The organism is Enterobacter cloacae complex sp. P16RS2 (genome assembly GCF_014982155.1).
Classification (GTDB): Bacteria; Pseudomonadota; Gammaproteobacteria; order Enterobacterales; family Enterobacteriaceae; genus Enterobacter; species Enterobacter cloacae_M.
The window spans coordinates 16,520-29,829 of sequence record NZ_JADCKW010000036.1 but is presented as its reverse complement, the minus strand read 5'-3'; the positions used below and the strand labels follow the sequence as shown (position 1 = coordinate 29,829).

9 protein-coding genes are annotated in these 13,310 nt (G+C 52.6%); all 9 read left to right on the top strand.

Going from position 1 to position 13,310, the window contains the following annotated elements; all coding sequences use genetic code 11:
- Positions 1-975: elongation factor Tu (tuf, locus tag INF68_RS20275; protein WP_058842196.1), on the top strand; the 975-nt coding region annotated here is incomplete at its 5' end.
- A gap of 228 nt (positions 976-1,203) precedes the next feature.
- Positions 1,204-1,587, top strand: a complete 384-nt coding sequence (gene secE, locus INF68_RS20270; protein WP_014068449.1) for a preprotein translocase subunit SecE — start codon at positions 1,204-1,206, stop codon at positions 1,585-1,587.
- A gap of 1 nt (position 1,588) precedes the next feature.
- Positions 1,589-2,134 (top strand): transcription termination/antitermination protein NusG, encoded by a 546-nt coding sequence (gene nusG / locus INF68_RS20265; protein ID WP_002438628.1) that lies wholly within the window; start codon positions 1,589-1,591, stop codon positions 2,132-2,134.
- A 155-nt stretch (positions 2,135-2,289) separates the two neighbouring features.
- Positions 2,290-2,718: a 50S ribosomal protein L11 gene (gene rplK, locus INF68_RS20260; protein WP_008503452.1), complete on the top strand. Its 429-nt coding sequence runs from the start codon at positions 2,290-2,292 to the stop codon at positions 2,716-2,718.
- A 3-nt stretch (positions 2,719-2,721) separates the two neighbouring features.
- On the top strand, positions 2,722-3,426 hold the full coding sequence (rplA, locus tag INF68_RS20255) for a 50S ribosomal protein L1 (protein WP_006810530.1): 705 nt from the start codon (positions 2,722-2,724) through the stop codon (positions 3,424-3,426).
- A 291-nt stretch (positions 3,427-3,717) separates the two neighbouring features.
- Positions 3,718-4,215 carry a 50S ribosomal protein L10 gene (gene rplJ, locus INF68_RS20250; protein ID WP_003862338.1) on the top strand — a complete coding sequence of 166 codons (498 nt, stop codon included), beginning with the start codon at positions 3,718-3,720 and terminating at the stop codon, positions 4,213-4,215.
- 66 nt (positions 4,216-4,281) lie between these two features.
- Positions 4,282-4,647 (top strand): 50S ribosomal protein L7/L12, encoded by a 366-nt coding sequence (rplL, locus tag INF68_RS20245; protein ID WP_002445276.1) that lies wholly within the window; start codon positions 4,282-4,284, stop codon positions 4,645-4,647.
- A gap of 319 nt (positions 4,648-4,966) precedes the next feature.
- The gene (rpoB, locus tag INF68_RS20240; protein ID WP_045357726.1) at positions 4,967-8,995 is read left to right on the top strand and encodes a DNA-directed RNA polymerase subunit beta; all 4,029 of its coding nucleotides are present in this window, start codon (positions 4,967-4,969) and stop codon (positions 8,993-8,995) included.
- 76 nt (positions 8,996-9,071) lie between these two features.
- Complete coding sequence (rpoC, locus tag INF68_RS20235) at positions 9,072-13,295, top strand: DNA-directed RNA polymerase subunit beta' (protein ID WP_023309968.1); 4,224 nt, start codon at positions 9,072-9,074, stop codon at positions 13,293-13,295.
- The last annotated feature ends 15 nt before the right edge of the window (positions 13,296-13,310 follow it).

Sequence of the window (13,310 nt, the reverse complement as noted above, 5' to 3'; positions counted from 1 at the left end):
GACACCCCGACTCGCCACTACGCACACGTAGACTGCCCAGGCCACGCCGACTATGTTAAAAACATGATCACCGGTGCTGCGCAGATGGACGGCGCGATCCTGGTTGTTGCTGCGACTGACGGCCCAATGCCTCAGACTCGTGAGCACATCCTGCTGGGTCGTCAGGTAGGCGTTCCTTTCATCATCGTGTTCCTGAACAAATGCGACATGGTTGATGACGAAGAGCTGCTGGAACTGGTAGAGATGGAAGTTCGTGAACTGCTGTCTCAGTACGATTTCCCGGGCGACGATACCCCAATCGTTCGTGGCTCTGCTCTGAAAGCGCTGGAAGGCGACGCAGAGTGGGAAGCGAAAATCATCGAACTGGCTGGCTTCCTGGATTCTTACATCCCAGAACCAGAGCGTGCGATTGACAAGCCATTCCTGCTGCCAATCGAAGACGTATTCTCCATCTCCGGTCGTGGTACCGTTGTTACCGGTCGTGTAGAGCGCGGTATCATCAAAGTTGGCGAAGAAGTTGAAATCGTTGGTATCAAAGAGACTGCGAAGTCTACCTGTACTGGCGTTGAAATGTTCCGCAAACTGCTGGACGAAGGCCGTGCTGGTGAGAACGTTGGTGTTCTGCTGCGCGGTATTAAACGTGAAGAAATCGAACGTGGTCAGGTTCTGGCGAAGCCAGGCTCAATCAAGCCACACACCAAGTTCGAATCTGAAGTGTACATCCTGTCCAAAGACGAAGGCGGCCGTCATACTCCGTTCTTCAAAGGCTACCGTCCACAGTTCTACTTCCGTACAACTGACGTGACCGGTACCATCGAACTGCCAGAAGGCGTTGAGATGGTAATGCCAGGCGACAACATCAAGATGGTTGTGACTCTGATCCACCCAATCGCGATGGACGACGGTCTGCGTTTCGCAATCCGTGAAGGTGGCCGTACCGTTGGCGCGGGCGTGGTTGCTAAAGTTCTCGGCTAATCGCTGATAACATTTGACGCAATGCGCATGAAAAGGGCATCATTTGATGCCCTTTTTGCACGCTTTCACATCAGAACCTGGCTCATCAGTGATTATTTTTGTCATAATCATTGCTGAGACAGGCTCTGCAGAGAGCGTATAATCCATAAAGGGATTAGCGTTTCGATTTGGCTCGCCTCGCAATCGCGGGGTGAAATTATTTGTAGAATTCTTCTGACAGGTTGGTTTATGAGTGCGAATACCGAAGCTCAAGGGAGCGGGCGCGGCCTGGAAGCGATGAAGTGGGTCGCTGTTGCCGTGCTGCTGATTGTGGCAATCGTTGGCAACTATCTTTATCGTGACATGATGCTGCCGCTCCGCGCGCTGGCAGTGGTGATTCTGATTGCTGCAGCGGGCGGTGTCGCGCTGTTGACGACTAAGGGTAAAGCAACCGTTGCTTTCGCTCGCGAAGCACGTACCGAAGTCCGCAAGGTCATTTGGCCGACTCGCCAGGAAACATTGCACACCACGCTGATCGTGGCTGCAGTGACTGCGGTAATGTCACTGATCCTGTGGGGACTGGATGGTATTCTGGTTCGCCTGGTTTCCTTTATTACTGGCCTGAGGTTCTAAGATGTCTGAAGCCCCTAAAAAGCGTTGGTACGTCGTTCAGGCGTTTTCCGGTTTTGAAGGCCGCGTAGCAACGTCGCTGCGTGAGCATATCAAATTACACAACATGGAAGAGTTATTTGGCGAAGTTATGGTTCCGACCGAAGAAGTGGTTGAGATCCGTGGCGGCCAACGTCGCAAAAGCGAGCGTAAATTCTTCCCGGGTTACGTGCTGGTTCAGATGGTGATGAACGACGCGAGCTGGCACCTGGTGCGCAGCGTACCGCGCGTGATGGGCTTTATCGGCGGCACGTCTGACCGTCCGGCGCCAATCAGCGACAAAGAAGTTGATGCGATTATGAACCGCCTGCAGCAGGTGGGTGATAAGCCGCGTCCGAAAACGCTGTTTGAACCGGGTGAAATGGTTCGTGTTAGCGACGGTCCGTTTGCTGACTTTAACGGTGTGGTTGAAGAAGTGGACTACGAGAAGTCCCGCCTGAAAGTTTCTGTTTCTATCTTTGGTCGTGCGACCCCGGTAGAACTGGACTTTGCGCAGGTCGAAAAAGCCTAAGCAGCGATCAAAAAAGCGGCGATTTAATCGTTGCACAGGGCGCGAGATTGGAATACAATTTCGCGCCTTTTGTTTTTATGGGCCCGGCCCGTAAAACGAATTTTATTCACGGGGAGCCTCCCTGAGGCGCTATCACCCAATCAGAGGATTTTAGAATGGCTAAGAAAGTACAAGCCTACGTCAAGCTGCAGGTTGCAGCTGGTATGGCGAACCCAAGTCCACCAGTTGGTCCAGCTCTGGGTCAGCAGGGTGTGAACATCATGGAATTCTGTAAAGCGTTCAACGCCAAAACCGAATCCCTGGAAAAAGGTCTGCCAATCCCAGTCGTAATCACTGTTTACGCTGACCGTTCTTTCACTTTCGTTACCAAAACCCCTCCAGCAGCTGTTCTGCTGAAGAAAGCGGCTGGTATCAAGTCTGGTTCCGGTAAACCGAACAAAGACAAAGTGGGTAAAATTTCCCGCGCTCAGCTGCAGGAAATCGCGCAGACCAAAGCTGCCGACATGACTGGTGCCGACATTGAAGCGATGACTCGCTCAATCGAAGGTACTGCACGTTCCATGGGCCTGGTAGTGGAGGACTAAGAAATGGCTAAACTGACCAAGCGCATGTCCGTGATCCGTGACAAAGTTGATGCGACCAAACAGTACGACATCAACGAAGCAATCGCTCTGCTGAAAGAACTGGCAACTGCTAAGTTCGTTGAAAGCGTTGACGTTGCCGTTAACCTCGGCATCGACGCTCGTAAATCCGATCAGAACGTTCGTGGCGCAACTGTACTGCCACACGGTACTGGCCGTTCCGTTCGCGTAGCTGTATTTGCTCAGGGTGCAAACGCTGAAGCTGCTAAAGCTGCCGGCGCTGAACTGGTAGGTATGGAAGATCTGGCTGATCAGATCAAGAAAGGCGAAATGAACTTTGACGTTGTTATTGCTTCTCCAGATGCAATGCGCGTTGTTGGCCAGCTGGGCCAGGTTCTGGGTCCACGCGGCCTGATGCCAAACCCGAAAGTGGGTACTGTAACTCCTAACGTTGCTGAAGCGGTTAAGAACGCTAAAGCAGGTCAGGTTCGTTATCGTAACGACAAAAACGGCATCATCCACACCACCATCGGTAAAGTGGACTTTGACGCTGACAAACTGAAAGAAAACCTGGAAGCTCTGCTGGTTGCGCTGAAAAAAGCAAAACCAACTCAGGCGAAAGGCGTGTACATCAAGAAAGTTAGCATCTCCACCACCATGGGTGCAGGTGTTGCAGTTGACCAGGCTGGCCTGAGCGCTGCTGCAAACTAATGCCTTTACGTGGGCGGTGATTTTGTCTACAATCTTACCCCCACGTTTGCTAACGAAAGTTAGCGGCTAAAAGATTTGTTCGTTGGAGCCTGGCCTAATCCAGGCCTCCGTCGAAGACCGCAGGTGTTTCGCAAGAGACTTAATCCCCTGCGTAGACGGTGACAGAACGCTAAGATTATTTTTGGATACTCTGGCTTGTTTCTGCTCACCGTATTAAGACGCTCTTTCCGTTGGGGAGAGTGAAGTGAGTTCCGGAACATGAGTTCCGGCAAACATCCAGGAGCAAAGCTAATGGCTTTAAATCTTCAAGACAAACAAGCGATTGTTGCTGAAGTCAGCGAAGTAGCCAAAGGCGCGCTGTCTGCAGTAGTTGCGGATTCCCGTGGCGTTACTGTAGACAAAATGACTGAACTGCGTAAAGCAGGTCGTGAAGCTGGCGTATACATGCGTGTTGTTCGTAACACCCTGCTGCGCCGCGTAGTTGAAGGTACTCAGTTCGAGTGCCTGAAAGACACGTTTGTTGGTCCGACCCTGATTGCATACTCTATGGAACACCCGGGCGCTGCTGCTCGTCTGTTCAAAGAGTTCGCGAAAGCGAATGCAAAATTTGAGGTCAAAGCTGCAGCCTTTGAAGGTGAGTTGATCCCGGCATCGCAAATCGATCGCCTGGCAACCCTGCCGACCTACGAAGAAGCAATTGCACGCCTGATGGCAACCATGAAAGAAGCTGCGGCTGGCAAACTGGTTCGCACTCTGGCTGCTGTACGCGATGCGAAAGAAGCTGCTTAATCGCAGTTATCTTTATAAAGCATTTGCTTACGTATAAACTTATTCTGATTTTCAGGAACAATTTAAATGTCTATCACTAAAGATCAAATCATTGAAGCAGTAGCAGCTATGTCCGTAATGGACGTTGTAGAGCTGGTTTCTGCAATGGAAGAAAAATTCGGTGTTTCTGCTGCTGCTGCTGTAGCTGTAGCTGCGGGCCCGGCTGAAGCTGCTGAAGAAAAAACTGAATTCGACGTAATTCTGAAAGCTGCTGGCGCTAACAAAGTTGCTGTTATCAAAGCAGTACGTGGCGCAACTGGCCTGGGTCTGAAAGAAGCTAAAGACCTGGTAGAATCTGCTCCAGCTGCGCTGAAAGAAGGCGTGAGCAAAGACGACGCAGAAGCACTGAAAAAATCTCTGGAAGAAGCTGGCGCTGAAGTTGAAGTTAAATAAGCCAACTTTTCTGGTTGCAGCCTAAGTAATTAGGCTGATGGCTGGTGACTTTTTAGTCACCAGCCTTTTTGCGCTGTAAGGCATCAGTAGCATTTCACACTGTTTGACTGCTGATTGTCCTGACAATGCATGTTTCTATCGACGACTTAATATATTGCGACAGGGTGCTCGCTCTGTGTAAATCGCGACGAAATGATTTAAGCGTGATAGCAACAGGTATTGCGGAAAGTATTCAATTTTCCGGTCCACAAAATGGTGTTGCACAAACTGTCCCTTCGTCGGACAGATGGGTCGACTTGTCAGCGAGCTGAGGAACCCTATGGTTTACTCCTATACCGAGAAAAAACGTATTCGTAAGGATTTTGGTAAACGTCCACAAGTTCTGGACATTCCATATCTCCTTTCTATCCAGCTTGACTCGTTCCAGAAGTTTATCGAGCAAGATCCTGAAGGGCAGTACGGTCTGGAAGCAGCCTTCCGCTCCGTGTTCCCGATTCAGAGCTACAGCGGTAACTCCGAGCTGCAGTACGTCAGCTACCGCCTTGGCGAACCGGTGTTTGACGTTCAGGAATGTCAGATCCGTGGCGTGACCTATTCCGCACCGCTGCGCGTAAAACTGCGTCTGGTGATCTACGAGCGCGAAGCGCCGGAAGGCACCGTAAAAGACATTAAAGAACAAGAAGTCTACATGGGTGAAATTCCACTCATGACAGACAACGGTACTTTCGTAATCAACGGTACTGAGCGTGTTATCGTTTCCCAGCTGCACCGTAGCCCGGGCGTCTTCTTCGACAGCGATAAAGGTAAAACACACTCTTCCGGTAAAGTACTGTATAACGCACGCATCATTCCTTACCGTGGTTCATGGCTGGACTTCGAGTTCGATCCGAAAGACAACCTGTTTGTCCGTATCGACCGTCGTCGTAAGCTGCCTGCAACCATCATTCTGCGTGCACTGAACTATACCACTGAGCAGATCCTGGACCTGTTCTTTGAGAAAGTGATCTTTGAAATCCGCGACAACAAGCTGCAGATGGAGCTGGTGCCGGAACGTCTGCGTGGTGAGACCGCGTCATTCGACATCGAAGCCGACGGCAAAGTGTATGTGGAAAAAGGTCGCCGTATCACCGCGCGCCACATCCGCCAGCTGGAAAAAGATGATATCAAACACATCGAAGTTCCGGTTGAATACATTGCAGGAAAAGTAGCCGCGAAAGATTACGTTGATGAATCAACTGGCGAGCTGATCTGCCCGGCGAACATGGAGCTGAGCCTGGATCTGCTGGCTAAGCTGAGCCAGTCTGGCCACAAACGTATCGAAACGCTGTTCACCAACGATCTGGACCACGGTGCGTATATCTCTGAGACTATTCGCGTCGACCCAACCACCGATCGTCTGAGCGCGCTGGTAGAAATCTACCGCATGATGCGTCCTGGTGAGCCACCAACTCGCGAAGCGGCGGAAAGCCTGTTCGAGAACCTGTTCTTCTCCGAAGACCGCTACGATCTGTCTGCGGTTGGTCGTATGAAGTTCAACCGTTCTCTGCTGCGCGACGAAATCGAAGGTTCCGGTATCCTGAGCAAAGACGACATCATCGAAGTGATGAAGAAGCTCATTGATATCCGTAACGGTAAAGGCGAAGTGGACGATATCGACCACCTCGGCAACCGTCGTATCCGTTCCGTAGGCGAAATGGCGGAAAACCAGTTCCGCGTTGGCCTGGTACGTGTAGAGCGTGCGGTGAAAGAGCGTCTGTCTCTGGGCGATCTGGATACCCTGATGCCTCAGGATATGATCAACGCCAAGCCGATTTCTGCAGCAGTGAAAGAGTTCTTCGGTTCAAGCCAGCTGTCTCAGTTCATGGACCAGAACAACCCGCTGTCTGAGATTACGCACAAACGTCGTATCTCTGCACTCGGCCCAGGCGGTCTGACCCGTGAACGTGCAGGCTTTGAAGTTCGAGACGTACACCCGACGCACTACGGTCGCGTATGTCCAATCGAAACGCCTGAAGGTCCAAACATCGGTCTGATCAACTCCCTGTCCGTGTACGCACAGACTAACGAATACGGTTTCCTTGAGACCCCGTACCGTAAAGTGACCGACGGTGTTGTAACCGATGAAATTCATTACCTGTCTGCTATCGAAGAAGGTAACTACGTTATCGCTCAGGCGAACTCCAACCTGGATGACGAAGGCCACTTTGTAGAAGATCTGGTTACTTGCCGTAGCAAAGGCGAATCCAGCTTGTTCAGCCGCGACCAGGTTGACTACATGGACGTATCCACCCAGCAGGTGGTATCCGTCGGTGCGTCCCTGATCCCGTTCCTGGAACACGATGACGCCAACCGTGCATTGATGGGTGCGAACATGCAACGTCAGGCCGTTCCAACTCTGCGCGCTGATAAGCCGCTGGTTGGTACCGGTATGGAGCGTGCTGTTGCCGTTGACTCCGGTGTTACTGCAGTTGCTAAACGTGGCGGTACTGTTCAGTACGTCGATGCATCCCGTATCGTTATCAAAGTTAACGAAGACGAGATGTATCCGGGCGAAGCAGGTATCGACATTTATAACCTGACCAAATACACCCGTTCTAACCAGAACACCTGTATCAACCAGATGCCTTGCGTGTCTCTGGGTGAGCCAGTTGAGCGCGGCGACGTGCTGGCAGACGGTCCGTCCACCGACCTCGGTGAACTGGCGCTCGGTCAGAACATGCGCGTAGCGTTCATGCCGTGGAACGGTTACAACTTCGAAGACTCCATCCTCGTCTCCGAGCGTGTGGTTCAGGAAGATCGTTTCACCACCATCCATATTCAGGAGCTGGCATGTGTGTCCCGTGACACCAAGCTGGGGCCAGAAGAGATCACCGCTGACATCCCTAACGTGGGTGAAGCTGCGCTCTCCAAACTGGATGAATCCGGTATCGTTTACATCGGTGCTGAAGTGACCGGCGGCGACATTCTGGTTGGTAAGGTTACGCCTAAAGGTGAAACCCAGCTGACGCCAGAAGAGAAACTGCTGCGTGCAATCTTCGGTGAGAAAGCGTCTGACGTTAAGGACTCTTCTCTGCGCGTACCAAACGGTGTTTCCGGTACGGTTATCGACGTTCAGGTCTTCACCCGTGACGGCGTTGAAAAAGATAAGCGTGCGCTGGAAATCGAAGAGATGCAGCTCAAACAGGCTAAGAAAGACCTGTCTGAAGAACTGCAGATCCTCGAAGCGGGTCTGTTCAGCCGTATCTATGCGGTGCTGGTTGCCGGTGGCGTTGAAGCTGAGAAGCTCGACAAACTGCCACGCGATCGCTGGCTGGAACTGGGCCTGACCGACGAAGAGAAACAAAATCAGCTGGAACAGCTGGCTGAGCAGTATGACGAACTGAAACACGAGTTCGAGAAAAAACTCGAAGCGAAACGCCGCAAAATCACTCAGGGCGACGATCTGGCACCAGGCGTGCTGAAGATTGTTAAGGTGTATCTGGCCGTTAAACGTCAGATCCAGCCTGGTGATAAGATGGCAGGTCGTCACGGTAACAAGGGTGTTATCTCTAAGATCAACCCGATCGAAGATATGCCGCACGATGCTAACGGTACGCCGGTAGATATCGTACTGAACCCGCTGGGCGTACCGTCTCGTATGAACATCGGTCAGATCCTGGAAACTCACCTGGGTATGGCTGCGAAAGGTATCGGCGACAAGATTAACGCCATGCTGAAGCAGCAGGAAGAAGTCGCGAAACTGCGCGAATTCATCCAGCGTGCCTACGATCTGGGTACCGACGTTCGTCAGAAAGTCGACCTGAATACCTTCAGTGATGAAGAAGTGCTGCGCCTGGCTGAGAACCTGAAAAAAGGTATGCCAATCGCAACGCCGGTCTTCGATGGTGCGAAAGAAGCTGAAATTAAAGAGCTGCTGCAACTGGGTGGTCTGCCAACGTCTGGTCAGATTACGCTGTTTGACGGCCGTACCGGTGAACAGTTCGAGCGTCCGGTAACCGTAGGTTACATGTACATGCTGAAACTGAACCACCTGGTCGACGACAAGATGCACGCTCGTTCTACCGGTTCTTACAGCCTGGTTACTCAGCAGCCGCTGGGTGGTAAGGCACAGTTCGGTGGTCAGCGCTTCGGGGAGATGGAAGTGTGGGCGCTCGAAGCATACGGCGCGGCATACACCCTGCAGGAAATGCTCACCGTTAAGTCTGATGACGTGAACGGTCGTACCAAGATGTATAAAAACATCGTGGACGGCAACCATCAGATGGAGCCGGGCATGCCAGAATCCTTCAACGTACTGTTGAAAGAGATTCGTTCGCTGGGTATCAACATCGAACTGGAAGACGAGTAATTCTCGCTCAAACAGGTCACTGGTGCCGGGTTAACCCCCGGCACCAGATTGTGCTAACTCCGACGGGAGCAAATCCGTGAAAGATTTATTAAAGTTTCTGAAAGCGCAGACTAAAACCGAAGAGTTTGATGCGATCAAAATTGCTCTGGCTTCGCCAGACATGATCCGTTCATGGTCATTCGGTGAAGTTAAAAAGCCGGAAACCATCAACTACCGTACGTTCAAACCTGAGCGTGACGGCCTTTTCTGTGCGCGTATTTTCGGGCCAGTAAAAGATTACGAGTGCCTGTGCGGTAAGTACAAGCGCCTGAAACACCGTGGTGTGATCTGTGAGAAGTGCGGCGTTGAAGTGACCCAGACCAAAGTGCGTCGTGAGCGCATGGGTCACATCGAGCTGGCGTCTCCGACCGCTCATATCTGGTTCCTGAAATCTCTGCCGTCCCGTATCGGTCTGCTGCTGGATATGCCGCTGCGCGATATCGAACGCGTTCTGTACTTCGAATCTTATGTGGTTATCGAAGGCGGGATGACGAACCTGGAACGTCATCAGATCCTGACTGAAGAGCAGTATCTGGACGCGCTGGAAGAGTTCGGTGACGAATTCGACGCGAAGATGGGTGCGGAAGCTATTCAGGCCCTGCTGAAGAGCATGGATCTGGAGCAAGAGTGCGAACAGCTGCGTGAAGAGCTGAACGAAACCAACTCCGAAACCAAACGTAAAAAGCTGACCAAGCGTATCAAACTGCTGGAAGCGTTCGTTCAGTCTGGTAACAAACCAGAGTGGATGATCCTGACCGTTCTGCCGGTTCTGCCGCCAGATCTGCGTCCACTGGTTCCGCTGGATGGCGGTCGTTTCGCAACGTCCGATCTGAACGATCTGTATCGTCGCGTGATCAACCGTAACAACCGTCTGAAACGTCTGCTGGATCTGGCTGCGCCGGACATCATCGTACGCAACGAAAAACGTATGCTGCAGGAAGCGGTAGATGCCCTGCTGGATAACGGTCGTCGCGGTCGTGCGATCACCGGTTCTAACAAGCGTCCTCTGAAATCTTTGGCCGACATGATCAAAGGTAAACAGGGTCGTTTCCGTCAGAACCTGCTCGGTAAGCGTGTTGACTACTCCGGTCGTTCTGTAATCACCGTAGGTCCATACCTGCGTCTGCATCAGTGCGGTCTGCCGAAGAAAATGGCACTGGAGCTGTTCAAACCGTTCATCTACGGCAAGCTGGAACTGCGTGGCCTGGCCACCACCATCAAAGCCGCTAAGAAAATGGTTGAGCGTGAAGAAGCTGTCGTTTGGGATATCCTGGACGAAGTTATCCGCGAACACCCGGTACTGCTGAACCGTGCACCAACTCTGCACCGTTTGGGTATCCAGGCATTTGAGCCAGTCCTGATCGAAGGTAAAGCTATCCAGCTGCACCCGCTGGTTTGTGCGGCATATAACGCCGACTTCGATGGTGACCAGATGGCTGTTCACGTACCGCTGACGCTGGAAGCCCAGCTCGAAGCGCGTGCGCTGATGATGTCTACCAACAACATCCTGTCTCCAGCGAACGGTGAACCTATCATCGTTCCTTCTCAGGACGTTGTATTGGGTCTGTACTACATGACCCGTGACTGTGTTAACGCCAAAGGCGAAGGCATGGTGCTGACTGGCCCGAAAGAAGCTGAGCGTATTTATCGCGCTGGCCTGGCCTCTCTGCATGCGCGCGTTAAAGTGCGTATCACCGAATACGAAAAAGATGAAAACGGCGAATTTGTTGCGAAAACCAGCCTGAAAGACACGACCGTTGGCCGTGCCATTCTGTGGATGATCGTACCGAAAGGTCTGCCTTTCTCCATCGTCAACCAGGCGCTGGGCAAGAAAGCGATCTCCAAAATGCTGAACACCTGTTACCGCATTCTGGGTCTGAAGCCGACCGTTATCTTCGCTGACCAGACAATGTATACCGGCTTTGCTTATGCAGCGCGTTCAGGTGCATCTGTTGGTATCGATGACATGGTCATCCCAGAGAAGAAACACGAGATCATCTCTGAAGCGGAAGCCGAAGTTGCTGAGATCCAGGAGCAGTTCCAGTCTGGTCTGGTTACCGCGGGCGAACGCTATAACAAAGTTATCGATATCTGGGCAGCGGCGAACGATCGTGTATCCAAAGCGATGATGGATAACCTGCAGACCGAAACCGTGATTAACCGTGACGGCGTAGAAGAGCAGCAGGTTTCCTTCAACAGCATCTACATGATGGCCGACTCCGGTGCGCGTGGTTCCGCAGCACAGATTCGTCAGCTGGCAGGTATGCGTGGTCTGATGGCGAAGCCAGATGGCTCCATCATCGAAACGCCAATCACCGCGAACTTCCGTGAAGGTCTGAACGTACTCCAGTACTTCATCTCCACGCACGGTGCTCGTAAAGGTCTGGCGGATACCGCACTGAAAACAGCGAACTCCGGTTATCTGACGCGTCGTCTGGTTGACGTTGCGCAGGATCTGGTTGTGACCGAAGACGATTGTGGCACCCTCGAAGGTATCACCATGACCCCGGTTATCGAGGGTGGTGATGTTAAAGAGCCACTGCGCGATCGCGTTCTGGGTCGTGTAACCGCGGAAGACATTCTGAAGCCGGGTACTGCAGACATCCTGGTTCCACGCAACACGCTGCTGCACGAGCACTGGTGTGACCTGCTGGAAGCGAACTCTGTTGACTCCGTGAAAGTACGTTCCGTTGTATCCTGTGACACCGACTTTGGTGTATGTGCGCACTGCTACGGTCGTGACCTGGCGCGTGGCCACATCATCAACAAAGGTGAAGCAATCGGCGTTATCGCGGCACAGTCCATCGGTGAGCCGGGTACACAGCTGACGATGCGTACGTTCCACATCGGTGGTGCGGCATCTCGTGCGGCTGCTGAATCCAGCATCCAGGTGAAAAACAAAGGTAGCATCAAGCTCAGCAACGCGAAGTCTGTTGTTAACTCCGCAGGCAAGCTGGTTGTGACCTCTCGTAACACCGAGCTGAAGCTGATCGACGAATTCGGTCGTACCAAAGAGAGCTATAAAGTACCTTACGGTGCGGTTATGGCGAAAGGTGATGGCGAGCAGGTTGCCGGCGGTGAAACCGTTGCAAACTGGGATCCACACACCATGCCGGTTATCACCGAAGTAAGTGGTTTCATCCGCTTCACTGACATGATCGACGGCCAGACCATTACTCGTCAGACCGACGAGCTGACCGGTCTGTCTTCTCTGGTGGTTCTGGATTCTGCTGAACGTACTACCGGTGGTAAAGATCTGCGTCCTGCACTGAAAATCGTTGATGCTCAGGGTAACGACGTTCTGATCCCTGGTACCGACATGCCTGCGCAGTACTTCCTGCCGGGTAAAGCGATCGTCCAGCTGGAAGATGGCATTCAGATCGGTGCGGGTGATGCTCTGGCGCGTATTCCACAGGAATCCAGCGGTACCAAGGACATCACCGGTGGTCTGCCACGCGTTGCGGACCTGTTCGAAGCACGTCGTCCGAAAGAGCCTGCAATCCTGGCTGAAATCAGCGGTATCATCTCCTTCGGTAAAGAGACCAAAGGGAAACGCCGTCTGGTTATCACTCCAGTAGATGGCAGCGAACCGTACGAAGAGATGATTCCTAAGTGGCGTCAGCTCAACGTGTTCGAAGGTGAACGTGTAGAACGTGGTGACGTGGTTTCCGATGGTCCAGAAGCTCCGCACGACATTCTGCGTCTTCGTGGCGTACACGCGGTAACGCGTTACATCACCAACGAAGTACAGGACGTTTACCGTCTGCAGGGCGTTAAGATTAACGATAAGCACATCGAAGTTATCGTTCGTCAGATGCTGCGTAAAGCAACCATCGAAAACGCAGGCAGCTCCGAGTTCCTGGAAGGCGAGCAGGTTGAATACTCACGCGTCAAGATCGCTAACCGCGAACTGGAAGCGAACGGCAAAATCGGTGCGACCTTCTCGCGCGATCTGCTGGGTATCACCAAAGCGTCTCTGGCAACCGAGTCCTTCATCTCTGCAGCATCGTTCCAGGAAACGACTCGTGTCCTGACCGAAGCCGCTGTTGCAGGTAAACGTGATGAACTGCGCGGTCTGAAAGAGAACGTCATCGTGGGTCGTCTGATCCCAGCTGGTACCGGTTATGCGTACCATCAGGATCGTATGCGTCGTCGTGCTGCGGGCGAACTGCCAGCTGCACCGCAGGTGACTGCTGAAGATGCATCCGCGAGCCTGGCAGAACTGCTGAACGCAGGTCTGGGCGGTTCCGACAACGAGTAATCGTTGATGCCCGGT